The organism is Nonomuraea rubra (genome assembly GCF_014207985.1).
Classification (GTDB): domain Bacteria; phylum Actinomycetota; class Actinomycetes; order Streptosporangiales; family Streptosporangiaceae; genus Nonomuraea; species Nonomuraea rubra.
The window spans coordinates 3,228,813-3,251,232 of sequence record NZ_JACHMI010000001.1 but is presented as its reverse complement, the minus strand read 5'-3'; the positions used below and the strand labels follow the sequence as shown (position 1 = coordinate 3,251,232).

24 protein-coding genes are annotated in these 22,420 nt (G+C 72.6%); 9 read left to right on the top strand and 15 right to left on the bottom strand.

Going from position 1 to position 22,420, the window contains the following annotated elements:
- Positions 1-38 precede the first annotated feature (38 nt).
- Positions 39-296 (top strand): UBP-type zinc finger domain-containing protein, encoded by a 258-nt coding sequence (locus HD593_RS14845; RefSeq protein WP_185102729.1) that lies wholly within the window; start codon positions 39-41, stop codon positions 294-296.
- 3 nt (positions 297-299) lie between these two features.
- On the opposite strand, the gene HD593_RS14840 is transcribed toward HD593_RS14845, so the two are convergent.
- Complete coding sequence (locus HD593_RS14840; RefSeq protein WP_185102728.1) at positions 300-1,862, bottom strand: Na+/H+ antiporter; 1,563 nt, start codon at positions 1,860-1,862, stop codon at positions 300-302.
- A 110-nt stretch (positions 1,863-1,972) separates the two neighbouring features.
- A complete protein-coding gene (locus HD593_RS14835) occupies positions 1,973-3,016 on the bottom strand; it encodes a hypothetical protein (RefSeq protein WP_185102727.1) in 1,044 nt (347 codons plus the stop codon).
- 374 nt (positions 3,017-3,390) lie between these two features.
- On the opposite strand from HD593_RS14835, the gene HD593_RS14830 reads away from it, so the two are divergent.
- Positions 3,391-5,385, top strand: coding sequence for an ATP-dependent DNA helicase (locus HD593_RS14830; protein ID WP_185102726.1), 1,995 nt, complete (start codon positions 3,391-3,393; stop codon positions 5,383-5,385).
- 427 nt (positions 5,386-5,812) lie between these two features.
- Here the strand turns inward: HD593_RS14830 and HD593_RS14825 are convergent, their stop codons facing one another.
- From HD593_RS14825 to bar, 10 genes are all read right to left on the bottom strand, one after another.
- Entirely contained in the window at positions 5,813-6,568 is a 756-nt protein-coding gene (locus HD593_RS14825) for an SGNH/GDSL hydrolase family protein (protein ID WP_185102725.1), read from the bottom strand.
- Positions 6,565-6,999 carry a type II 3-dehydroquinate dehydratase gene (gene aroQ / locus HD593_RS14820; RefSeq protein WP_185102724.1) on the bottom strand — a complete coding sequence of 145 codons (435 nt, stop codon included), beginning with the start codon at positions 6,997-6,999 and terminating at the stop codon, positions 6,565-6,567. The genes HD593_RS14825 and aroQ overlap by 4 nt, the downstream gene beginning before the upstream one ends.
- A complete protein-coding gene (gene aroB / locus HD593_RS14815) occupies positions 6,996-8,069 on the bottom strand; it encodes a 3-dehydroquinate synthase (protein ID WP_185102723.1) in 1,074 nt (357 codons plus the stop codon). Before aroB ends, aroQ begins: the two co-directional genes overlap by 4 nt.
- Positions 8,066-8,566, bottom strand: a complete 501-nt coding sequence (locus tag HD593_RS14810; protein ID WP_185102722.1) for a shikimate kinase — start codon at positions 8,564-8,566, stop codon at positions 8,066-8,068. Before HD593_RS14810 ends, aroB begins: the two co-directional genes overlap by 4 nt.
- Positions 8,563-9,744: a chorismate synthase gene (gene aroC, locus HD593_RS14805; protein WP_185102721.1), complete on the bottom strand. Its 1,182-nt coding sequence runs from the start codon at positions 9,742-9,744 to the stop codon at positions 8,563-8,565. The genes HD593_RS14810 and aroC overlap by 4 nt, the downstream gene beginning before the upstream one ends.
- A gap of 43 nt (positions 9,745-9,787) precedes the next feature.
- Complete coding sequence (locus HD593_RS14800) at positions 9,788-10,375, bottom strand: prepilin peptidase (protein WP_185102720.1); 588 nt, start codon at positions 10,373-10,375, stop codon at positions 9,788-9,790.
- Between the two features lie 144 nt (positions 10,376-10,519).
- Positions 10,520-11,056: an SseB family protein gene (locus tag HD593_RS14795; protein WP_185102719.1), complete on the bottom strand. Its 537-nt coding sequence runs from the start codon at positions 11,054-11,056 to the stop codon at positions 10,520-10,522.
- Between the two features lie 74 nt (positions 11,057-11,130).
- Positions 11,131-11,943 (bottom strand): HD domain-containing protein, encoded by an 813-nt coding sequence (locus tag HD593_RS14790; protein ID WP_185102718.1) that lies wholly within the window; start codon positions 11,941-11,943, stop codon positions 11,131-11,133.
- The gene (locus HD593_RS14785) at positions 11,940-12,281 is read right to left on the bottom strand and encodes a PadR family transcriptional regulator (RefSeq protein ID WP_246546518.1); all 342 of its coding nucleotides are present in this window, start codon (positions 12,279-12,281) and stop codon (positions 11,940-11,942) included. Before HD593_RS14785 ends, HD593_RS14790 begins: the two co-directional genes overlap by 4 nt.
- A 77-nt stretch (positions 12,282-12,358) precedes the next feature.
- A complete protein-coding gene (gene bar / locus HD593_RS14780; protein WP_185102717.1) occupies positions 12,359-13,450 on the bottom strand; it encodes a barbiturase in 1,092 nt (363 codons plus the stop codon).
- A 138-nt stretch (positions 13,451-13,588) separates the two neighbouring features.
- On the opposite strand from bar, the gene HD593_RS14775 reads away from it, so the two are divergent.
- The 3 genes from HD593_RS14775 (at position 13,589) to HD593_RS14765 (ending at position 16,581) form a co-directional block, all read left to right on the top strand.
- A complete protein-coding gene (locus HD593_RS14775) occupies positions 13,589-14,263 on the top strand; it encodes an alpha/beta fold hydrolase (protein ID WP_221524764.1) in 675 nt (224 codons plus the stop codon).
- A gap of 69 nt (positions 14,264-14,332) precedes the next feature.
- Positions 14,333-15,454, top strand: a complete 1,122-nt coding sequence (locus HD593_RS14770) for an FUSC family protein (RefSeq protein ID WP_185111851.1) — start codon at positions 14,333-14,335, stop codon at positions 15,452-15,454.
- Positions 15,455-15,474: 20 nt separating this feature from the next.
- On the top strand, positions 15,475-16,581 hold the full coding sequence (locus HD593_RS14765; RefSeq protein ID WP_185102716.1) for an FUSC family protein: 1,107 nt from the start codon (positions 15,475-15,477) through the stop codon (positions 16,579-16,581).
- A gap of 9 nt (positions 16,582-16,590) precedes the next feature.
- Here the strand turns inward: HD593_RS14765 and HD593_RS14760 are convergent, their stop codons facing one another.
- Both HD593_RS14760 and HD593_RS14755 read right to left on the bottom strand, forming a co-directional pair.
- Positions 16,591-16,962, bottom strand: coding sequence for a type II toxin-antitoxin system death-on-curing family toxin (locus tag HD593_RS14760; protein ID WP_185102715.1), 372 nt, complete (start codon positions 16,960-16,962; stop codon positions 16,591-16,593).
- Positions 16,959-17,162 (bottom strand): FitA-like ribbon-helix-helix domain-containing protein, encoded by a 204-nt coding sequence (locus HD593_RS14755; protein ID WP_185102714.1) that lies wholly within the window; start codon positions 17,160-17,162, stop codon positions 16,959-16,961. The genes HD593_RS14760 and HD593_RS14755 overlap by 4 nt, the downstream gene beginning before the upstream one ends.
- 195 nt (positions 17,163-17,357) lie before the next feature.
- On the opposite strand from HD593_RS14755, the gene HD593_RS14750 reads away from it, so the two are divergent.
- Entirely contained in the window at positions 17,358-17,696 is a 339-nt protein-coding gene (locus tag HD593_RS14750; protein ID WP_221524763.1) for an Atu4866 domain-containing protein, read from the top strand.
- Positions 17,697-17,770: 74 nt separating this feature from the next.
- On the opposite strand, the gene HD593_RS14745 is transcribed toward HD593_RS14750, so the two are convergent.
- The gene (locus HD593_RS14745) at positions 17,771-18,937 is read right to left on the bottom strand and encodes a pyridoxal phosphate-dependent aminotransferase (RefSeq protein WP_185102712.1); all 1,167 of its coding nucleotides are present in this window, start codon (positions 18,935-18,937) and stop codon (positions 17,771-17,773) included.
- Between the two features lie 25 nt (positions 18,938-18,962).
- Here HD593_RS14745 and HD593_RS14740 point away from each other — a divergent pair, with 25 nt between their 5' ends.
- From HD593_RS14740 to HD593_RS14730, 3 genes are read left to right on the top strand one after another with little or no spacing between them, the layout of a single operon-like run.
- Positions 18,963-20,723: an alpha/beta fold hydrolase gene (locus HD593_RS14740; protein WP_185102711.1), complete on the top strand. Its 1,761-nt coding sequence runs from the start codon at positions 18,963-18,965 to the stop codon at positions 20,721-20,723.
- Positions 20,720-21,655: a DUF418 domain-containing protein gene (locus HD593_RS64315; protein WP_185102710.1), complete on the top strand. Its 936-nt coding sequence runs from the start codon at positions 20,720-20,722 to the stop codon at positions 21,653-21,655. The genes HD593_RS14740 and HD593_RS64315 overlap by 4 nt, the downstream gene beginning before the upstream one ends.
- Positions 21,615-22,391 (top strand): carbon-nitrogen hydrolase family protein, encoded by a 777-nt coding sequence (locus tag HD593_RS14730; protein WP_185102709.1) that lies wholly within the window; start codon positions 21,615-21,617, stop codon positions 22,389-22,391. Before HD593_RS64315 ends, HD593_RS14730 begins: the two co-directional genes overlap by 41 nt.
- The last annotated feature ends 29 nt before the right edge of the window (positions 22,392-22,420 follow it).

Genomic DNA, 22,420 nt, shown 5'->3' with positions numbered 1-22,420 from the left:
CGAAATTCGACCGGCACGGAGCACCTAGGATTTCTGGTATGGCAATTTGTGAGCATCTTTCCAAGGCCGACGACCCCGCCGCGAAGACGCCGGAGGGCTGCGAGGAGTGCCTGGCCGTGGGGGGCCGCTGGGTGCACCTGCGGCGGTGCCTGGAGTGCGGCCACATCGGCTGCTGCGACTCCTCCCCCGCCAAGCACGCCACGGCGCACTTCCACGAGACGGGTCACCCGGTCATGCAGTCGTTCGAGCGGGGCGAGAACTGGCGGTGGTGCTTCGAGGACAGCCAGATGGGGTGAGGATCACCGTTCCAGGATCGCCTCCTCGAAGTCGAGCTGCGCCATCACCTCGCGCAGCACCTCGTCGTCGAGGCGGCGCTCGTCACGCAGCCGGACGAACACCTGCCGCTCGGCCTGCAGCATGTCACGGCGCAGGCGGCGGTAGAGAGCGCTCGGCGTCTCCGCGCCGCCCGCGCCGGTGCCGCCGCCCAGGCGCTCCCACGCCGACAGCGAGCGGCGCCACGACTTCTCCCTGAGCTGCTCGATGACCTGGCGCTGGATCTCGTCGGGCTCGCCGTCCAGCTCCCCGACCAGCCGCTCCAGCTCCGCCAGGCCCGACTCCAGCGCGGCCTGCTGCGCCGCCGCCTCCGCCAGGCGGTCCTCGTACTGCTCCTGCTCGCTCGACACGCCCAGCCGCCTGATCAGCGCGGGGAACGTGGTGCCCTGGATGAGCAGGGTGCCGATCACGGTCGTGAACGTCAGGAACAGCAGCAGCGCCCGGTCCCGCTCGGCCACCCCCGAGATCGAGAACGCCGCCGCCAGCGACACCACGCCCCGCATGCCCGCCCAGCCGAGGATCACCGACTCCGCGGCCGAGGGCCCGGCACCCTTGCGCCACACCTTGACCACGGTCGTCACCGCGAACACCCACACGAACCTGCTGACGATCGTCACCACCAGCACCGCCGCCGCGTACCCCGCGACCGCCCAGGGGCTGTAGCCGGTGATGCCCTCGATCACGGTCACGAGCTGCAGCCCGATGAGCGCGAACACGATCGCCTCGAGGAAGAAGTCGGTGACCTTCCACACCGAGTCGGACACCAGCCGGGTGCCGAACCCCTGCAGATGCATGCGGTGGCCCAGGTAGAGGCCGACGATCACGACCGCGATCACGCCCGAGGCGTGCACGCTCTCCGCCGCCAGGTAGGCGCCGAACGGGATCAGCAGCATCAGCGTGTTCTCGACCAGCGAGTCACGGGTGTGCCGGAAGATCCAGGCGAAGACGAACGCCAGCGCCAGCCCGATCGCCACCCCGCCCGCGGCGGCGAACAGGAACTCGCCCAGCCCCTCCCACAGGCTGACGGCCCCGCCCACGGCCGCCCCGATGGCCACGCGGTAGAGGGTGAGCGCGGTGGCGTCGTTGAACAGGCTCTCGCCGATGAGGATGGTCAGCGACCGGCGCGGCAGCCCCAGCCGGCGGCCGACCGCGACGGCCGCCACCGCGTCGGGCGGGGCGATGATGGCGCCCAGCGCGAACGCCAGCGCCAGCGGCAGGTCGGGCAGCATGAGGTGCACGACCAGCCCCACGACGGCCGTGGTGAACAGCACCAGCCCGACCGACAGCAGCCCCACGGCCCGCTTGGCGTCACGCAGGCGCAGGTAGGAGCTGTCGAGCGCGGCCGAGTAGAGCAGCGGCGGCAGGAACACGTACAGCACCAGCTGCGGCTGCAACGGCACCGCCGGCACCAGCGGCGAGACCAGCAGCCCGGCCGCCACCAGCAGCAGCGGGGCAGGCCAGCCCCTGCGCCGCGCGATCGCCGCCACGCCGACCGCGCCCCCGGCGAGCAGCAACAGCTGAAAACCCATGCTCGGATCCACCGGCGCCCCTCCAGCCCCCACCCGGGCGGTCGCGAGCAGGCGACCGCCCCAGGCCCATCATCCAGCCGAGAGCGTACCCGCCGCGCCGTGGCGGGGCGTCACCACTCCCTGCGGTCGCTTCTCTCGTGGTAGTCGGGCTGCTCGGGGCGCAGGCGCTCGCCCGTGGAGAACATGGGGTCCCCGACGTACGGGCGGGACATGCCGGCGTCGGGCTGCTGCGTGTACTGGTCCTGCCCGTACTGGTCCTGCCCGTACTGGTCCTGCGGCGGGTACTGCTCCTGGCGGCCGAGGGCCAGCAGCGGGTCCACCGGGTTGGGCTGCTGCGGGCTCTGCTGGTAGGAGCCGTAGTCCTGGGCGGGCTGCTGCGGCTGCTGGGGCGCGGCGCGGCGGCGGCCCGCCCCCGGGATGCCGTGCATGGGCGTGCCCAGCCCGGCCGCGCTCGGCTGGGGCTGGGGCGGGGCCTGCTGGTAGCCGTCGGAGCGCCGGTTCCCGTACGGGTCGGAGGAGTACGGGTCCTGCTGGTACGGCTGCTGCTGCTGGTACGGCTCGGCGGCCTGGGACGGGAAGCCGAGCGGGTCGGTGCTGAGCGGCGACTGCCTGCGCTGGTCGGCGCCGGGCAGCTGGTAGACGGGCTCGGAGCCGTCCACGTACTGGGGGCCGGTGAAGGGCTCGGCCTGCGGGGGCTGCTGCGTGTAGTGGGGACCGCTCAGCGGGTCCGCGGTGTACTGGGGGCCGCTCAGCGGGTCGGACGTGTACTGCGGGCCGCTGAACGGGTCGCCGGTGTACTTCGGCTGCGGACCCGTGGACTCCACGTACTGCGGGCCGGTGAAGGGCGTGCGGGGCTCCCCGTACGCCGGGGTGGTGTCCCTGGGGGCCGTGGTCTCGCCGTACGAGGCCACCAGCTTGTCCTGCGGCGCCGGGCCCCTGGCCACGAGGACGTCGTTGGGCGACAGGGCGGCGGTGGGCCGCTCGTCGAGCTGCGGCGGCTGCTGGCTGTGCTGCTGGGGCCGGTGGTAGGTGCCGGTGCCCGGCATGACCTCCGTGCCGGGGTCGTGCGCGGGCACCGCGGGCTGCTCGCCCGTGGCCTCCGCGAACCCCTCGTCAAGGGTGTCGAGCAGCCTGCCGACGTCCTCCATCGGCATGCGGAAGCTCGCTGTGCACATCTCGCCGCGCCACAGGCTGAGGACGAGAGTCCCCTCATGCCACGTGACGCGGAGGCACCGCTCCTGACCTCGTGCATCGAAGAAGACTTCGCCGAACGACGGCAACGGGACAACTTCCGACATGGCAGACATACTGCTTTAACCAGCCTTTATTCGTCCACTCAACCCCGGCAAACCCAAGGAAACCGGCCTTCTCATCTACACCCGGGCTCCCTCCGGTCACACGCTGTGAGGCTCTTCCGCGACCAGTTGGAGTCCCGATCGCCCAGTGTGCCACGCAACCCGCCGGGTGTATCCGGGAACGCCGGGATGCGTCTGGCCGATCACACCGCGTTCGGCGCGGCGACCCCGGAATGCAGGTAGCGTTTACTGCCGTGCCGGACTCCCATCTCCCACCAGTGGACGAACTGCTCAGCATCGCGGTCAGCGCTCTCGGCGGGAGCGAACGGCAGGGCCAGGTGACCATGGTCCGTGCCGTGCAGAAGGCCATCGACGACGAGGAGCACCTGGCCGTCCAGGCGGGCACGGGCACCGGCAAGTCCCTGGCCTACCTCGTGCCCTCGATCCGGCACGCCATGGGCAGCGACTCCCCCGTCGTCATCTCCACCGCCACCATCGCGCTGCAGCGCCAGCTCGTCGACCGCGACCTGCCCCGGCTGGCCGAGACGCTGGCCAAGGAGCTGCCGCACGAGCCCACGTTCGCCATACTCAAGGGCCGCCGCAACTACCTGTGCCGCTACAAGGCCACGGCGGGCTGGCCTGAGGAGGACGAGCAGGACCAGCTCTTCGACCCGCGCGAGGTGAGCGCGACCGGCCGCATGGTGCAGCGCATCCAGGAGTGGGCCGAGGAGACCGAGACCGGCGACCGCGACGAGCTGGTGCCGGGCGTCAGCGAGCAGGCGTGGCGGCAGTTCTCCGTGAGCGCACAGGAGTGCCTGGGCGCCAGCCGCTGCCCCAGCGGGGCCGAGTGCTTCGCCGAGCTGGCCAGGGCACGGGCCGGCGAGGTCGACGTCGTCGTCACCAACCACGCGCTGCTGGCCATCGACGCCATGGGCGACCTGCCGGTGCTGCCCGAGCACGAGGTCGTCGTGGTGGACGAGGCCCACGAGCTGGTCGACCGGGTCACCTCGGTGGTCACCGCCGAGCTGTCGGAGGCGTCGGTCATGCTGGCCGTACGCCGGGTCGGCCGCCTGATCGACCAGCCCGTCGCCGACCAGCTCATGGAGGCCGGCGAGGACCTCAAGGCGCTGCTGGCCGCCGCCCCGCCCGGCCGCATCGACGAGCTGCCGCAGGTGCTCGGGCTGACCCTGCAGCTCATCCGCGACACGGCCTGGCGCTGCATCACCGCCATGGGCCCGCGCAACGCCGACAAGGACGACCCCGACAAGGCGGGCCAGCGCAAGGCCGCGTTCACCGCGCTCGACGAGGTGCACGACACGGCGGTGCGCATGCTCGACGCGTACGGGCACGCCTCCGAGGCCGACCGGGCCGAGGTGGTCTGGCTCGACGGCGCCACCGACCGCCGCCCGCCCTCCCTGCGCGTGGCGCCGCTCACCGTCAGCGGCATGCTGCGCGACAAGCTGTTCGGCGAGCGCACGGTGGTGCTCACCTCGGCCACGCTGGCGCTCGGCGGCACGTTCGACGCGCTGGCCGCGCAGTGGGGGCTCGCCGACGGCAAGTGGCAGGGCATCGACGTCGGCTCCCCGTTCGACCACCCCCGCGCCGGCATCCTGTACGTCGCCAAGCACCTGCCCCAGCCCGGCCGCGACGGGCTCCCGCAGCAGTACCTCGACGAGATCACCGAGCTCATCGAGGCCGCAGGCGGCCGCACGCTCGGCCTGTTCTCCTCCATGCGCGCCGCCAAGGCCGCCACCGAGGCGCTGCGCGACCGCCTGGACGTGCCGCTGCTGTGCCAGGGCGACGACTCGACGATGCTGCTGGTCAAGCAGTTCGCCGAGGACGAGCCGACCTGCCTGTTCGGCACCCTGTCGCTCTGGCAGGGCGTCGACGTCCCCGGCCCGTCCCTCAGGCTCGTCATCATCGACCGCGTCCCCTTCCCCCGCCCCGACGACCCCCTCACCTCGGCCAGGCAGCGCCACGTGGCGGCCAGGGGCGGCAACGGCTTCATGGCGGTGGCGGCCAACCACGCCGCCCTCCTGCTCGCCCAGGGCGCCGGCCGCCTCCTGCGCGCCCAGGACGACAAGGGCGTCATCGCGGTCCTGGACCCCCGGCTCGCCACGGCCCGCTACAGCGGCTTCCTCCTGAACTCCCTCCCCCCGTTCTGGCGCACCACCGACCCCGCCGTCCCCCGCGCCGCCCTCAAACGCCTCACCTCCGACCCCTCCTGATCCCGGGGTTGTCGCTCACCACGCGTGACGCCGGCCCCCACCGCACCCGCCCTCCCCGCACCGGTACTGAGAAGCCCGGCGCAGCAAGAGCCCGCCTCACGGCAGGCCTCCCGTGCGCCGTGACCCGCCGGCGCGCCTGCCCGTCCTGACCCGCCACGCCGGCGCTCCCTGTGATCACGCTGGGTGCGACGCCGCCCGGCGCAAGCGACGCTCGGCGCACCCGCACGGCGCCGGTACGGCGAGCGGCCGTGCGGCGGGGCTCGGCGCAACGCGTACGGCGCGAAGGGGTTGACCACGGAACCCGGTCAAGGAGACGCCGTGACGGCGGCCGGCCACGGGCGGGTCCAGAAGCGTTCCCCTGGAGGCCCTCAGCCCCGTACGGCGGGTGGCGCCCAAGCAGGCCGGCCGTAAAACACAAAAAGAGAAATCAGAACCAGGGGGCAAGATCCGGACGCTTCGGGGACAGCCCATCACCCGAGGAAACCCCCCGGAGCCGCCGCGACACCCACGGAACCAGATGCTCGCGAAGCCACTGGGCATCCTCCCGCCGCCGCGCCCGCGGATCCACCCCCCGCTCCGGCCACTCCTTGCGCCAGTCCTCGAACGGCACCCCCAGCACGTCGAGCACCCGGGCGGCCACGAGCCGATGCCCGTCCTCGTTCATGTGCAGCCGGTCGGGGCTCCACGCCCGCCAGTCCCGCAGCCCCTGCATGGACCACTGGTCGACCAGCCGGCACCCGTACAGGTCGGCGATGGACCGCACATGCAGGTAGAAGACGGCGAACCGGCCGCGCAACCGCCGCATCAGCGGCGTGTCCCGGGGGTCCACCCCCGTGAACAGCACCACCTCCGCCCCGCAGCCACGCAGGTCCCGCACCGCTCTGGCGACCTTCTTGGCCATCACGTCGGGGTCGCTGCCGGGCCGCAGCAGGTCGTTCCCGCCGGCGCAGAAGCTGATCAGGTCGGGCGCCATGTCCACGGCGAGCGGCACCTGCTCGGCCACGATCTGGTCGAGCAGTTTGCCGCGCACGGCCAGGTTGGCGTAGCGGAAGGAGGGGTCGTCGGCGGCGAGCCGTTCGGCCACCCGGTCGGCCCAGCCACGGTAGTGCCCGTCCGGCCCGGGATCGTTCAGTCCTTCTGTGAAGCTGTCGCCGAGGGCGACGAAGGACTTGTAGTGCCTCATGAGGTGGTGTTCATCTCCGAGATAGCGTGCAGCGCAAGGACGTACGACTGTAGTCCGAACCCGGCGATGGTGCCCGACGCCACCCCGGCCACGACGGAGGTATGGCGAAACTCTTCCCTGGCCGCGGGATTGGAGATGTGCACCTCGATGAGCGGGGCGGTGCGCTGGGCGATGGCGTCGCGCAGGGCGTAGGAGTAATGCGTGAATGCGGCCGGATTGAGCACCACCGGGATCCGGCCGTCGCACGCCTCGTGGATCCAGCCGATCAGCTCGGCCTCGGAGTCGGTCTGGCGCACCTCGACGTCGTGGCCGAGCTTGCCGCCCGTCTCGTGGCAGAGCTGGACGAGATCCTCGTACGTGCCGGCCCCGTAGATGCCGGGCTCACGCTTGCCGAGCCGGCCCAGGTTGGGCCCGTTGAGCACGAGGATCATGCGGAGATCTCCTTGTAGGCGGCTTCGAGCAGCTCTTCTGCCGGGTCTTCGAGGCGGCCCGGCCTGGCCAGGTCGTCGAGCACCACGAACCGCTGCTTGGCGCCGCGGTTCTTCTTGTCCAGGCGCATGTGGTCGCGCAGCCGGGGCCAGGCGTCGGCGCGGTAGCTGGTGGGCAGGCCGACGGCGGTGAGGATGGCGCGGGTGCGGGCGACGACGTCGGCGCGGCCGGAGAGCCTGGACAGCTCGGCGGCGTAGACCATGCCGATGGCGACGGCCTCGCCGTGGCGGATGCCGTAGTGCCGGTCGCGTTCGATGGCGTGGGCGAGCGTGTGGCCGTAGTTGAGGATCTCGCGCAGCCCGGCCTCGCGCAGGTCGGCGCCGACGACGTCGGCCTTGACCTGGATCTTGCGTTCGATCAGCTCGCGGGTGTGAGGGCCGTCGGGGCGGGTGGCCGCCTCCGGGTCGGACTCGATGAGCCGCAGGATCTCCGGGTCGGCGATGAAGCCGCCCTTGATGATCTCGGCCAGGCCGGCGACGTAGTCGGCCTTCGGCATGCCGGCCAGCGTGGACAGCTCGCACAGCACGCCCGCGGGCGGCAGGAAGGTGCCGACGAGGTTCTTGCCCTCGGGCGTGTCGATGCCGTTCTTGCCGCCGACCGCCGCGTCGACCATGGCCAGCAGCGTCGTGGGCACGAGCACCACCTGCACGCCGCGCAGCCACGTGGCGGCCACGAACCCGGCCAGGTCCGTCGTCGCGCCGCCGCCCACGCCGACCACGGCGTCGGACCGGGTCACGCCGTGGCGGCCCAGCTCGGACCAGAGCCCCGCGGCCACCTCGACGCTCTTGGCCGCCTCGCCGTCGGGCACGGGCAGCTCGGCGACCTCGTAGCCGCCGGCGGACAGCGCCTCGCGCACCGGCCGGGTGATCCCGGGCAGGGTCTCGGGGCCGATCACCGCGACGGTGCGCACGCCGGGCTTGAGCAGCGTGGTCAGCTCGGCCAGCACGCCGGTGCCGACCACCACGTCGTACGCGCTGTCACCGCGTACGTGGATCCTCGTCGCGGCCGTCATGCGGGCAGCCCCTTCACGATCTCGTCGGCGAGCTCCTCCGGCTCCCGCTTGTCGGTCACCACGGTGACCGCGGCCAGCCGCTCGTAGACGGGCCTCCGCTCCTCCATGAGCTTCTTGAGCTGGCTGCGCGGGTTGAGCACCAGCAGCGGCCTGGCCGCGGCGAGCCCGACCCGCTGCACCGCGTCGGCCAGCCCGACCTGGAGGTAGACGACGTGGTGACCGGCGAGCAGGGCCTGGGTCTCCTCGTGCAGGACGGCGCCGCCGCCGAGGGACAGGATGCCGTCGTGCTCGGCCAGCGCGCGGCGTACGGCCTCGTGCTCCAGCTCGCGGAAGCGGGCCTCGCCGTCCTCGACGAAGATGTCGGAGACGGGCTTGCCCGCCACGGCCTCGACGTCGGCGTCGGTGTCGCGGAATGCGACGCCGAGCCGCTCGGCGAGCAGCCGCCCGAGCGTGCTCTTGCCGGACCCGGGCGGGCCGATCAGCACAGCGCGTGTCATTTGATCACCATGGATGAGAGGTAGCCGGACAGGTTGCGGGCGACTTCCTCGACGGAGTCGCCGCCGAACTTCTCGATCGCCGCGTCGGCCAGCACCAGCGCGACCATGGCCTCGGCCACGATGCCCGCCGCCGGGACGGCGCACACGTCGGAGCGCTCGTGGTGGGCCTTGGCGGCCTCGCCGGTCTTGACGTCGATCGTGGCCAGCGCCCTGGGGACGGTGGAGATCGGCTTCATCGCGGCGCTGACCCGCAGGATCTCGCCGTTGGTCATGCCGCCTTCGAGGCCGCCCGCGCGGTTGGTGATGCGGCGGACGCCGTCGTCGGTGGTGTACTCGATCTCGTCGTGGGCGCGGGAGCCGGGCCTGCGCGCGGTCTCGAAGCCGTCGCCGACCGCGACGCCCTTGATCGCCTGGATGCCCATGAGCGCGCCGGCCAGCCTGGAGTCGAGCCTGCGGTCCCAGTGCGTGTAGCTGCCCAGGCCGGGCGGCAGGCCGTAGGCGAGGACCTCGACGACGCCGCCGAGCGTGTCGCCGTCCTTGTGCGCCTTGTCGATCACGGCGACCATCGCGGCGCTGCCCTCGGGGTCGGAGCACCTGACCGGGTCGTCGTCGATCCTGGCCAGGTCGCCGGGGCCGGGCAGGGTCTCGGCCGGGGTGCGGGCGCCGCCGATCTCGGTCACGTGGCTGACGATGTCGACGCCGAGCGCCTGCTTGAGGAAGCGCCTGGCGACCTCGCCGAGCGCCACCCGGGCGGCGGTCTCGCGGGCGCTGGCCCGGTCGAGCACGTTGCGGGCGTCGTCGAAGCCGTACTTCTGCATGCCCGCCAGGTCGGCGTGGCCGGGGCGGGGGCGGGACCGCGGGGCGTTGCGGGCCAGGCCCTCCAGCTCCTCGGGGTCGACCGGGTCGGCCGCCATGACCTTCTCCCACTTGGGCCACTCGGTGTTGCCCACGCGGATCGCGACCGGGCTGCCCATCGTGCGCCCGTGGCGGACTCCGCCGGCGATCGTCACCTGGTCCTGCTCGAACTTCATCCGCGCGCCGCGCCCGTAACCGAGCCTGCGGCGGCGCAGGGCCTCGTCGATGGCGGCCGTGGTCACCTCTACCCCGGCCGGCAGGCCTTCGAGGATGGCGACGAGTTCGGGCCCGTGGGACTCTCCGGCGGTCAACCAGCGCAACATACGTACAAGTCTTCCATGTACGGCCTAGTGAGATGTCCCTCGGTCACGATGCGAGACAGAGTGTCGGCAGCGTGCCGAGCAGCATGAAGGTGCCGAAGGGGAACTGGGTGTCCCTGGTGCCGCGCCCCGTCACCAGCAGGGAGAGGGCGTAGAGCGCGCCGAGCAGCTGCCCGCAGACCGCCGCCGCCACCAGGGCCTGCCAGCTCAGCGCGGCGCCGGCCATGCCGATCAGCCCGGCGATCTTGACGTCGCCGAGGCCCATCGCCTCCGGCCTGACGAACCACAGCAGCCCGTACACCGCGGTCAGCGCCGCCCCGCCGGCCAGCGCCCTGGGCAGCTCCCCCGTCGGCAGCAGCGCCAGCGCCACGATCGGGTACGCCGGGAGCGTGATCGCGTCGGGCAGCGTGCTGGTACGCCAGTCGATGACGGCCAGCGCGACGGCGATCACGGCGAAGCACACGTACGGCGGCCCCGCCCGCCACGCGGCCAGCGCGGCCACGGCGGCGCAGACCAGCTCCAGCGCCGGCCACCGGCGCGCGGCGGCCAGGGCTTCGCCGGCGGAGTAGGAGGCGGCCAGCGCCCTGATGCGGTCTCCGCAGACGAGGCCGGCGAGCGCCATGAGTGCCACCATCCCGCCGACGCTAGCCGCGCCCGCCCGCGATCCTCGCGCCACCATACGCATCCGGCATGGAGATCCGGTGACGCGGCCGGGAAGAGCCCGCCGGGGCGGCGGGCGGCCTCTGTGCCAGCGGCCTCGCGGTCAGCGACCTCGCGGTCAGCGGCGTCGTGAGAACCAGCGGCGCCTGCGCGGCGGCGCGGCCTCCATCCTGGCCACCGTCACGCCCGACAGCTCGTTCACGGTGCCGGACTCGACCGCGGCGAGCGCCGCCAGCACCTCCCCCTCGATCACGAACTGGACCGGCCCCGCCACGTCCACCACGACCGCCGCCGCCCCTTCCTGCACGGCGGCCTGGCAGACCTGCAGCGTGGTGGCCTGGATCGGGCGCGCGTCGGGCCGCCACCGGGTGAGCGCCTGCGTGCCGGTGAACGCGAGCACCGCCTGCCTGCCGTCCTGCCCGACGAGCTTGGGCAGGGCCATCTCGCTCTCCTTCTCCTGCCGCAGCCCGTGCTCGCCCACCTCGGACTCGGTCAGCAGCGCGACGACGGGCACCAGCAGGCGGGCGCCGCCGAGCGCGTTCAGCACCTCGGCGGGGCCTGCGGTGCCGTCCTGGTAGGCGGCCAGCGCGGCGGCGACGGCGGGGGCGGCGCTGCCGTCGTCGTTCGGGTCAAGGGGTTGCGGGATGCTCGGCACAGCGTCCGAGACTACCCGCGCCCGCCACCGCCCCCGCGCCTGCTCCCCGGCTACTCGCGCCCGCTCTGGGCCACTCACGCCGGCCACCGCAGGCACCGGACCGCCGCACGGCCGGCCGCGGCCACCCGTCCCCCGCGGGCGGGGGCACCCTGCCCGCGCAGCGTCAGCGCCAGCCGCGGCATGCCTGCCAGCAGCCAGAACGTGAACCCCAGCCGGGCCCGCCCACCGGGCAGCGCGAGCAGCTCCCCCAGCCACTCCTCCAGCCACCTGCCCCGAACCGCCGCCGGAAGCATGATCGCCCCCGCCGTGATGGCCCCGAAGAAGGGCCGGGCGCCGCCGAGGCCTGACAGGTTCCCCAGGGCCAGCCGCCGCAGCTCCTCCTCGACGTCCGTCAGCCCCAGCCGCCTCGCGACGGGAGCGACGACGTCCAGGTTCTCCTGGGAGTTCACCCGCTGCCTGGCCTCGGGCAGGCCGCTGATCGTGCGCTGGTTGTGCAGCCGGTCCGCGAGCTTGAGCGTGAGCACGCGCTCGTCCGTCGAGACAGGCCATTCGGGCGGTCTGCGCTTGGTGGAGTCCAGCAGCCGAAGCCCGCGCAGCAGGTCCGTGATCGGCTCGCCGAACTCGCCCGCCAGCTCCTCCTCAGGGCAGGCGGTCTCCGCGAGCACCTCGTGGAGCAGCGCCGCGCAGAGCAGCTCGTGGTCCAGGTCCAGCTCGGCCACGATCACGGCGACGGCGACCGGATGGGTGATGTAGGGCCTCCCGTCCCGGCGGAACTGCCCGCTGTGCCAGCGGTCGGCGACCTCGTACGCACGCCGCACCACCCGCAACTGCTCCTCGGGCAGCGAGCCGCCGACGGCCGTCAGCAGCGGCTGCAGGTGCCCGCTCACGGCAGCCCTCCCGCCGGCCCCGCCACCCAGCCCGGCACCCGCTGCCTGCGCGCCCTGTACGCCCTGGCGATCGCCTCGCGCGCCTGCTGTGCCCCGTCCGTGGTGACCCGGTAGTAGCGGCGGCGCGGCCGCCCCCCGGCCACGTGCGCCTCGGGCTCCTCCCACCGGCTCTCCACCCAGCCCACCTGCTCCAGCCGCGCCAGGATCGGGTAGAGCGTCCCGCTGGGCAGATCCGCGAGCTCGCACAGCTCCAGCCCGTAACGCTCGCACAGGGGGTCTGACAGGAAGGCCCGCAGGACCGCCAGTGTCGGCATGGTCATCCGTAAACCGGCCTGCATGTCTCGTACTCTACATAGGTAGATGTACGCAGACCGTCACCAAAGGGTACGAGCCGCGTGACCCACGCCTCCGAGGGTCACCCCAGGTCGGCGATCGCCGCCACCGGCCCGCCCCCGGACGGCCCCTGGTGCACGGCAGCCACCGACACGAACACCGCGGGATCCCCGGTGACCGACGCGGCCACCCCGCCCACGGCCGCCTTGATCTGCCGATGCCAGTGCACGTCGGAGTCGTCCAGCATGATGTTGCGCCGCCCCCGCACCCGCCCCGACGGGTCGGCCTCGCACTTCATGAACACGTTCACCAGCCGCCCCCCGAGGTCCGACGGGTGCGGCCGCTCGGGCAGCGGGAGGCCGGCGTCGCGGATGGCCTCCCAGATCCCGTCGGCGTCCAGGGCGTCCTTCATCACGCTGTGCCCGATGCGATAGCGGCCGCCGATCCCGCGTACGTTCCCCACCAGCACGATCTGCGCCCGGTCCAGCTCGACCCCGGACGAGCACGAGGCGACGGAGGAGTACAGCGACAGGTCCTTGTGGATCTGGCCGGCGGTCGGCATCTCGATCTCGCCGAGCGCGACGGCGATGCCGAGGGCGGTGGTGGAGTTGGACAGGTCCATCGAGGGGCCGGTCTCCTCGATGGCGGTGTCCTGGCCGCGGCTCTTGGCGTCGGTGATGGTGGCCAGCGTGAGGAGCGGGGTCTTGGTCTGTACGTAGTGCACGTCGCGCGGGTCGTCGATGCCGGCGATCTTCATGGCCTCGCGGACCCCGGCGGCGACCTTCTCGACCATGGCCGGCCTGCCGATGTCCTCGGGGAGGATGACCTCGCTCATCGCGACGCCGACCGACAGCCGGGGCTCCTCGGAGGCGGGGGCGCCGGCCGTGGTGGCGAAGATGGTGGCGTGCGGGCTGAGGATGCCGTCGGTGCCGCCGGACCACACCAGCGGCACGCTCTCCGGCGCGGGGTGCCCGTGCTCGGCCAGGACCTCGCGGAAGGCGCGGTCGGCGAGGATGCGCGTGTAGTCGTTCACGCCCCCGTTGCCCTCGGTCTTGCCGATGACGGCCAGCACCCGGCCCGCCTCGATCACGCCGTCGGCGATCAGCCTGGACAGGCCGGAGGCGTCGGTGACGCTCTCGATCGGCACCTTGCGCACTTCGATCGGGTCCGGCATGCGTACGGCCTTTCTGCTGGCGGCGGGTCCCCACGCTACCGAGCCGGCCGGTGGGGTTCATGGTCAATGTGTGCCCATGAACCCCGGCGGTGATGTCAACGTGCGCTCACGCCCGGCCCGGGTCTTAGGGTCGGGCGTGTGATTCGTGAAGCGCACGTCAACGGGATCAAGCTCGTCTACCGGGAGGAAGGCGACCCCTCCTCTCCCCCGCTGATGCTCCTCCACGGCCGCACGGCCGACCACAACGACTGGAACGGCATCACCCAGCACTTCGCGGCCCGCCACCACGTGTTCGTGCCCGACCTGCGCGGTCACGGGGCCAGCGACCGTCCGGGCGAGTACCCGCTGCCCGCGATGGCCGCGGACGTCGTCGCGCTGCTCGACCACCTGGGTGTCGAACGGGTGAGGCTGGTCGGGCACTCGCTGGGCGGGATGGTCGCCTGGCTCGTGGCGTCCACTCATCCGCAACGGGTCGAGCGACTCGTCCTGGAGGACCCGCCGCCGTCGTACCCGCTGAAGGGACGCGAGCCGATCGTGGAGGACGGCTCGACCGGGTTCGACTGGCGGATGGTGCACCAGACCGAGCGGCAGTTCCTGGACCCCGACCCCGCGTGGGCCGAGGGGCTCGCCGGGATCACGGCGCCGACGCTGGTGTTGTCGGGGACGCTCAGCCCGTTCGAGCCGGAGGTGGCGGCGCGGATCCCGGGGGCCGAGCTGGTCAGGATCGAGGCCGGGCACCTGGTCCACATGGACGCCCGCAAGGAGTTCCTGCGCGTGGTGGACGCTTTCCTGGGGGCGGCCGGCTCGCCGTGAGGCGCGTGGTTCTCATCGCGCTGTAACCGGGGTGTCACGTTCCCAGGCCAGGGTAGGTGCGTGGGCGACATGCACGTGCACCAGCGCCTGACCAGGCTCCGGCTGATGGCGCCCTCGATCGGCCAGTGCGCGGCGGGAGCCGCGCTGGCCTGGCTGGTGGCCAAGGAGCTGCTCGGTCACGCCAGCCCGTTCTTCGCGCCGATCGCGGTGGTGGTGTGCATCGGCGTGGGGCTCGGGCAGCGGCTGCGGCGGGTGGTCGAGCTGGTCGCCGGGGTCAGCCTGGGGGTCGGCGTGGGCGACCTGCTGGTTTCGTGGATCGGCTCGGGCGCCTGGCAGATCGCGCTGGTGGTGGCGCTGGCCATGGCCGTGGCGGTGCTGCTCGACAGCGGCTCGCTGATCGTGCTCCAGGCGGGCTCGTCGGCCGTGCTGGTCGCCACCCTGCTGCCCCCGTCGGGCCTGGGCGGCCTGAACCGGATGCTCGACGCCCTGGTCGGCGGCCTCATGGGGCTGCTGGCCGTGGCGTTGCTGCCCGCGAGCCCGTCGGCGCTGGCCACGCGGCACGCGACCGGGATGTTCGGCGCGCTGGCCGACGCGCTGCGGCAGATCGCCGAGGCCATCGAACGCTCCGACTCGGCGCTGGCCGCCCGGGCGCTGGAGGCGGCGCGGGGCACGCAGACGAGCGTGGAGGAGTTCAAGCAGGCGCTGGAGACCAGCCGCGAGATCGCCACCATCTCGCCGCTGCACCGCCACCGCCGTCCCAGGCTGGAGGGGTACGAGAAGGCGGCGGTGCCGCTCGACCACGCGCTGCGCAACGCCAGGGTGCTGGCCAGGCGGGCGATCGTGGCGCTCGACGGCTCCAGCGCGCTGCCGCCCTGGCTTCCGGTGGCGCTGCGCGAGCTGGCCGACGCGACCCTGCTGCTGAAGGAAGAGCTGGCCACGGGCAGGCGTCCCGAGCGGGCGGGCCTGGCGATCCTGTCCGTGGCGTCGCGGCAGGGGGCGCAGCGGTGGGGGTTCTCGGCGGACGTGATGATCGCCCAGCTCCGGTCGATCATCGTGGACCTGCTCCAGGCGACGGGTACCGAACGCGAGGAGGCCGTCGCCGCCCTGCCACCCCTGGACGTCCCTCCGGAGGCCGCCCCCACACCTGACGAAAAGGACTTAGCCGGGGCAAACGTGACCTTACCGTCATAAAGATCCGCCATGGTGGAGGGGTGCTAACCAGGCTCAGCGATCTTGTGAAGGAACGGCTGGGCACGTTCGGCCTGACGGCGCCGTCGATCGCGCAGTGCGCGGTGGGAGCCGCCCTCGCCTGGACCGCCGCCATCGAGCTGCTCGGACACCCCCGCCCGTTCTTCGCCCCCATCTCCGTGCTGATCTGCGTGGGCGTCGGCCTCGGGCAGCGGCTGCGGCGGGTCGTCGAGCTGGTCGTCGGGGTCAGCCTGGGGGTCGGGGTCGGCGACCTGCTGGTGGCGTGGATCGGCTCGGGCGCCTGGCAGCTCGCGCTGGTGGTGGGGCTGGCCATGACGGTGGCCGTGCTGCTCAACAGCGGAGCCCTGTTCGTCGCGCAGGCGGGCTCGTCGGCCGTACTGGTGGCCACCCTGGTGCCGGGCGACGGGGCCGGCGGGCTCGACCGCATGGCCGATGCGCTCACCGGCGGCGTCATCGGGATCGCGGCGGTGGCGTTGCTGCCCGCCAGCCCGTTCACGCTCGCGGCCAAGCACCTGTCGGGGGTGCTGGACGCGCTGTCCACGGTGATGGAGCGGGCGGCGGAGGCCATCGAGAAGCGCGACGCGGACCTGGCGGCCGAGGCCCTGGAGGAGGCGCGCACGACGCAGGCGGCGGTGGAGGAGTTCGAGGCGGCGCTGGAGACCAGCAAGGAGATCACGATGATCTCGCCGCTGCACTGGCACCGGCGGGCCCGCCTGGCCCGCTACGAGACCGCGGCCGTGCCGGTGGACCTGGCGCTGCGTAACGCCAGGGTGCTGAGCAGGCGCACCCTGGCCTCGCTAGGTGAGGCCAGCCCGCCCCCGGCCGCGCTGGCCGAGGCGATGCGCGAGGTGTCGGAGGCGGCGCTGCTGCTGCAACTGGAGCTGGGCGCCGGCCGGGAGCCGACCCTGGCCCGGCAGGCACTGCTGGCGGTGGCGGCCCGGGAGCGGCCCGAGGGGCTGGGGTTCTCGGCGCACGTGATCATCGCGCAGTTGCGGTCCGTGGTGGTGGATCTGCTGCAGGCGACGGGGATGGAGCACGAGGAGGCCACGGCGGCGCTGACGCCGCTGGACGAGGCGAGCGTGGGCGACGAGGCGACGCGGCGGGGCTGACCGGCCTGCTCAGGTGAAGGTCCGCAGGACGTCGGCGATCTCGTCCACCTCGGCGAGCTTGCCCGAGGCGACCGCGATGACGAGGTTGTAAGCGGAGTCGTCGTCGGTGTCGAGTTCGACGCCGTTGTACCGGAGGAAGACGTCCGTCACGAGCCACGACAGGCGTTTGTTGCCGTCGATGAGCGGGTGGTTGACCGCCACCGACTGCAGCAAGGCGGCGGCTTTGGTGATCAGATCAGGGTAGGCCTCCTGCCCGAACATGGACGAACCAGGCCGGTGCAGCGCCGAGTCCAGAAGGCCGAGGTCCTTGACGACACGGACGTCGCCGAGCTCCGCCTCCACCAGCTCGAGAACCTGCTCGAGCGTGAGGTAGCGGGTCATTCGCCGAGCCGATCGAGGACCGTGCGCCAGCGCTCCCTGGACTTGGCCCCGAGGCGGCGGATCTCCTCGTCGGCGCTGTGCCGCGCGAGATACTCGTCAACGGCTGCCAGCACGATCTGCTGCATGCTCCGCCCTTCGGCCTCCGCGCGCTTGCGGAGGGCTTCGGTCTGCTCGTCACTCAAACGAAGGGTCATCGCCATGCCCCCATGGTAGGTGCGAGGCGGTATCACCGCGATACCACAACGGAGAGTTTACCATCGGCTACTCTCGGTTGAACCTGAGCGTGGGTGCGTTCCTCCTAGGAACTTCTCACCTCTCCCTCAGCCTCTCCGGCCTCGGCAGACTCGTCATCGCCGCCACCCATGGACGGCATGACCACGGAGGTTGAAGCGAACATGATCGGCAAAGTGCTGCTCGCCCTCGGCCTGCTCACCGCGACGACCGCCTGCGCCGACGGTGGCCGCGGCTCCCGGCAGGCGCCGGAGCGTGCGAGCGCCGCCCCGCACCCGTACGTCGGCATGTGGGTCACCGCCGACGGGCGCATCAGGCAGGAACTGCTGCCCAACGGCCGTTACGAGGAGGCGCGCGACGGCCGCGAGCGCGCCTACACCGGCCGGTACACCGTCACCGGCAGCCACCTCGACTACTTCGACGACGCCGGGTTCACCGCCACCGGGGACGTCCGCGACGGCGTCCTCTACCACGAGCACCTGGTGCTCTACAGGGAGCGATGACAGGCAGCGGTGACAGGGAGCGGTGACAGGGAGCGGTGACAGGGAGCGGTGACGCGGGCCGGCTGCGGGGTCGGTCAGGAGGACAGGCGCTTGAGCCGGGTGACCGCCTCGTCGATGACCTCGTCCTTCTTGCAGAAGGCGAACCGGACGAAGTGCCGCCCCCGCTCCGCGTGGTCGTAGAACACCTGCGTGGGAATGGCCACCACCCCGGCCAGCTCGGGCAGCCGCCGCGTCAGCTCCAGCCCGTCGGAGAAGCCCAGCGGGCGGATGTCGGTCTGCACGAAGTACGTCCCCGCGGGCCGCAGCACCGAGAAGCCCGCCGCCGACAGCCCCTCCATGAGCCGGTCGCGCTTGTCCTGGAGCCCGGCCCCGAGCGCGGCCACCCACTCCATCTCGTGCCGCAGCCCGTACGCGACGGCGAGCTGCCACGGCGCGCTCGCCGTGAACGTGAGGAACTGCTTGACCGTCTGCACCGCCGTGACCAGCCCGGCGGGCGCGCACACCCAGCCGGTCTTCCATCCGGTGACCGAGAACGTCTTCCCCGCCGAGGAGATCATGACCGTGCGCTCCCGCATCCCGGGCAGCGTGGCCATCGGCACGTGCTCGACCCCGTCGAAGGTGAGGTGCTCGTACACCTCGTCCGTGATCGCGATCAGCCCGCGCTCCTGGCAGAGCTCGGCGATGGCGGTCAGCTCGGTGCGGGTGAAGACCGTGCCCGTGGGGTTGTGCGGGGAGTTGACCAGGATGGCGCGGGTGCGCGGGGTGACGGCGGCGCGCAGCTCCTCGGGGTCGAAGGTGAAGCGGCCGTCGACCGGCCTGAGCGTGACGGCCACCAGCCTGGCCTGGGCCAGGGCGATCGAGGCGGCGTAGGAGTCGTAGTACGGCTCGAAGGCGATCACCTCGTCGCCCGGCTCGCACAGGGCGAGCACGCTCGCCGCCACCGCCTCGGTGGCGCCCACCGTGACCATGATCTCGTCCACCGGGTCGTAGGCGAGCCCGTAGTGCGCCGCCCGGTGCTCCGAGACCGCCTGCCGCAGCTCCAGCACGCCCGGGCCCGGCGGGTACTGGTTGGCGCCCGCGCCGATGGCCTGGACGGCGCGGTCGAGCATCGCGGCCGGCCCGTCGGTGTCGGGGAAACCCTGGCCGAGGTTGATCGACCCGGTCTGGACGGCGAGCGCGCTCATCTCCGCGAAAATCGTCGTACCGAAGGTGCGCATCCTGCTGACAAGTGGTTCGGTCACGGCTCCACACTATTAGTCTCGTCCCGTGATCATTCGGGTCGTGCTCGCCCTCGCCCTGTCCGCGCCTCCCGTCATGACCCCGGCCGGGGCACCGCAGAGCCCCTGCCCCGTCCCCGTGCCCGCCCGTACGAGCTGCGGTTTCCTGGAGGTTCCCGAGCGCAGGGACGCCCCCGAGCGGAAGATCAAGGTGGGGTACGCCGTGCACCTCTCGACCGCCGCCGACCGCGAACCGGACCCCGTGGTGTACATGAGCGGCGGTCCCGGGTCGGCGTCCATGCAGCTCATGGGGTTCCTGAGCCAGATGTTCCCCGACCGGGACGTGGTGACCGTCGAGCAGCGCGGCAGCAGGTACTCCCAGCCGTCGCTGGCCTGCCCCGAGACCGCGCAGGCGCTGCTCGGGCGGCTGCGGCAGCCGCCCGCCGACGTCGGCGCCGCCGCGAACCGGTGCCGCGAACGGCTCGCCGAGCAGGGCGTCGACCTGCGCGGTTACAACACGAAGGAGATCGCGGCCGACGTGGTCGCCTTACGGCAGAAGCTCGGGTACGCCTCCTGGAACCTGTTCGGCGTCAGCTACTCGACCAGGGTCATGACGGAGGTGGCCGCGGCCGACCCCGAGGGGGTGCGGTCGGTGGTGCTCGACTCGTACCTGCCGGCGGGCGTCGCCTGGTACGACGACGCCGGCCGGAACCTGGGCGACACGATGGCGCTGCTGGGGGTGCGGGAGCGGTACGAGGCCATGCTGGCGCGGCTCAACCGGACGCCGGCCCTGGTGCCGGTGCTGGATCCGCTGGCGGGCCGGGAGTTCACGGCGCGGATGACCGGTGACGACGTGGCCACGATCCTGGCGGAGACACTGCACGAGGCCGAGGTTGCGGCGGTGATGCCGGCGATGGTGGGCGCGCTGGCCGAGGGGCGTGACGAGGTGCTGCGGCCGCTGGCGGACGCGGTGGGCGAGGGGCTGACGTCGCACGAGTTCGGGCTGTATCACGCGGTGCAGTGCCAGGACGAGGTCCCGTTCAACACCTTCAGCCAAGCGTCGCGGCTTTTCACGGTAAATGCGGATAAGGCGGTGTGTGATGCTTGGCGGCTGCCCAAGACCGGCGCCGCCGCGACCGACAGCGGCGCCGCCGACAGCAGCACCGCCGACGGCGGCGCGGCCGACGGCGGCGTGAGCGCCGTGAAGGCTCCCGCCTACGTGCTCGCCGGCCAGTACGACCCGACCACGCCCCCGAGGACCGCGGGGCCCGCCGCGGAGGCGCTGCCCGCCGCGCGGTTCCAGCAGTTCCCCGGCCTCTCCCACGCCGTCTTCCTGGCCAGCGCCTGCGCCCGCAGGGAGATCGCCGGGTTCGTCGGCGACCCCGCCCGCCACGCGCCGGCCCCGTGCCCCGCCCCGGAGCTCCGGCCGGGCGGCCTGCACGTGACTGGGGCGCCGTACCGGATCTCCCAGTCGCCCTGGCTGGCCGCACCCCTGGCCCTGTACGCGCTGGCCGCCCTGATCCAGCTCGTCACGGCCGCGCTGAGGGGCAGGGCGCCGGCCGCCTTCGGCGGGCTGGCGGGAGTGGCGTTCACGGGCGTGGTGGCCCAGGCCGTCCTCGGCCTGGCGAGCAGGAACGAGACGGCCCTGGCCGTGGGCCTCCCCGACCTGGTGGTCCCGTACAGCTCGATCGCGGTGGTCTCCGCCATACTGTCTGCGGCTGCGCTCTACCACGACCGCAGATGGCCGCAAATCGCGGCAACCGTCATCAGTGGCGGATTCCTCGTATGGTGGTTCACCTGGGTCCTGTGAAGACGCGCATCCATGAGCTCGACGCCCTACGCGGGTTCGCGGTGGGCGGCATCATGCTGGTCAACACGTGGCAGCACGTCGAGCTCAAGAAGGCGCATCCGGTCGGGCTCGACTGGTTCGTCGAGGCTCTGTTCCAGAGCCGGTTCTACCCGATCTTCTCGTTGCTGTTCGGCATCAGCTTCCTGCTGTTCCTGCAGGGCAACAGCCGCTTGGCGCTGCTGAGCAGGTTGTTCTGGCTGTTCTGCTTCGGGGTGATCCAGCACCAGTTCTACGAGGGCGAGGTGCTGACCGACTACGCCTTCTACGGGGCGCTGGTGCTGCTGCCGGCCTCGTTCCTGCCCCCGGGCCTGCCCGTGCTGCTGCTGGGCCTGGTGGGGGTCGGGTGGGCGGCGCATCCCGCGGTGGGCGGCGGGGTGCTGCTGATCCCGGGGCTGTTCCTGGCCGGCATGGGGATCTGGCAGCTCCGGCCGCCGAGGTCGCTGCTGCTGCCCGGGTTCGCGGTCTCCGCGCTGGCCTCGGTGCTGCTCACCCTGGCGTGGACCAGTACGAACGACTGGACCGTCTACAGCGCGGCGGCCCTGGCGGGCGCGGCGGCGTACGTGCTGGGCCTGCTGCTGATCCTGCGGCCGTGGTTGTCGGCGCTGCTGGAGCCGCTGGGCAGGATGGCGCTGACGAACTACGTCTCCGGCACCGCCGTGATCATCCTGGCCCTGCCGCTGCTGGAGTCCGACCGGAGCCGGTGGTCGGTCGTGGGGCTGGCGGCGGTCACGCTGCTCGTGCAGGGCCTGTTCAGCCGGTGGTGGCTGGACCGGTTCAGGTACGGCCCGCTTGAATGGATATGGCGGTGCCTGACCTGGTTTCGGATGGTGCCCAACCGGCTACAGTCGAGCCGTGACCAGAATCGCCCTCTGCCAGATCCCGGTGTCCCCTGATCCCTCCACCAACCTCAAGAGGGCCAGAGAGGCGCTCGCGTCCGCCGAAGGCGCCGACCTGGCGATCTTCCCCGAGGCCACGCTGACCCGGTACGGCCGGCGGATCACCACGCTGGCCGAGCCGCTGGACGGGCCGTTCGTGTCGGGGCTGGCCGACTCGGCCCGCGAGCACGGGCTGGCGGTGATCGCGGGCGTGTTCGAGCCCGGCGCGGATCGGGTGCACAACACGGCGGTGGCGATCGACGCGCGGGGCGAGCTGAAGGCGGCCTACCGGAAGATCCACCTGTTCGACTCGTTCGGCGCGAAGGAGTCCGACCTGGTCGCGCCGGGCGCGGAGCCGGCCGTGGTGGAGCTGGCGGGCGTCAGGGTGGGCCTGATCACCTGCTACGACGTGCGTTTCCCCGAGCTGGCCAGGGCGCTGGTCGACCGGGGCGCCGAGCTGTTCGCGGTGATCGCCGCCTGGGGCTCGGGGCCGCTCAAGGAGGACCACTGGGTGACGCTGGTCAGGGCGCGGGCGCTGGAGAACACGATGTGGACGGCCGCCGTCGGCCAGGCGCCCAACCCGGCGGAGTCGTCCGACGGGTACGGCGTGGGCCGCAGCATGCTGGTCGACCCGCTCGGCGTGGTCCGCTCCGACCTGGGCACCGGCCCCGGCGTACGGGTCGTCGAGGTGGACCGCGAGTGGACGGGCACCGCCCGGGCGATGCTGCCGTGCCTCGAACACCGGGTGCTGTGACCCTGACGCGGTCCACCCCGGGGTCAAGC

Coding starts and splice junctions, on each gene's coding strand:
- HD593_RS14845 (WP_185102729.1), top strand. CDS start 39: ATGGCAATTTGTGAGCATCTTTCCAAGGCCGACGACCCCGCCGCGAAG.
- HD593_RS14840 (WP_185102728.1), bottom strand. CDS start 1,862: ATGGGTTTTCAGCTGTTGCTGCTCGCCGGGGGCGCGGTCGGCGTGGCG.
- HD593_RS14835 (WP_185102727.1), bottom strand. CDS start 3,016: ATGCCGATGGAGGACGTCGGCAGGCTGCTCGACACCCTTGACGAGGGG.
- HD593_RS14830 (WP_185102726.1), top strand. CDS start 3,391: ATGCAGGTAGCGTTTACTGCCGTGCCGGACTCCCATCTCCCACCAGTG.
- HD593_RS14825 (WP_185102725.1), bottom strand. CDS start 6,568: ATGAGGCACTACAAGTCCTTCGTCGCCCTCGGCGACAGCTTCACAGAA.
- aroQ (WP_185102724.1), bottom strand. CDS start 6,999: ATGATCCTCGTGCTCAACGGGCCCAACCTGGGCCGGCTCGGCAAGCGT.
- aroB (WP_185102723.1), bottom strand. CDS start 8,069: ATGACGGCCGCGACGAGGATCCACGTACGCGGTGACAGCGCGTACGAC.
- HD593_RS14810 (WP_185102722.1), bottom strand. CDS start 8,566: ATGACACGCGCTGTGCTGATCGGCCCGCCCGGGTCCGGCAAGAGCACG.
- aroC (WP_185102721.1), bottom strand. CDS start 9,744: ATGTTGCGCTGGTTGACCGCCGGAGAGTCCCACGGGCCCGAACTCGTC.
- HD593_RS14800 (WP_185102720.1), bottom strand. CDS start 10,375: ATGGTGGCACTCATGGCGCTCGCCGGCCTCGTCTGCGGAGACCGCATC.
- HD593_RS14785 (WP_246546518.1), bottom strand. CDS start 12,281: ATGCAGGCCGGTTTACGGATGACCATGCCGACACTGGCGGTCCTGCGG.
- bar (WP_185102717.1), bottom strand. CDS start 13,450: ATGCCGGACCCGATCGAAGTGCGCAAGGTGCCGATCGAGAGCGTCACC.
- HD593_RS14770 (WP_185111851.1), top strand. CDS start 14,333: ATGCACGTGCACCAGCGCCTGACCAGGCTCCGGCTGATGGCGCCCTCG.
- HD593_RS14760 (WP_185102715.1), bottom strand. CDS start 16,962: ATGACCCGCTACCTCACGCTCGAGCAGGTTCTCGAGCTGGTGGAGGCG.
- HD593_RS14755 (WP_185102714.1), bottom strand. CDS start 17,162: ATGGCGATGACCCTTCGTTTGAGTGACGAGCAGACCGAAGCCCTCCGC.
- HD593_RS14750 (WP_221524763.1), top strand. CDS start 17,358: ATGATCGGCAAAGTGCTGCTCGCCCTCGGCCTGCTCACCGCGACGACC.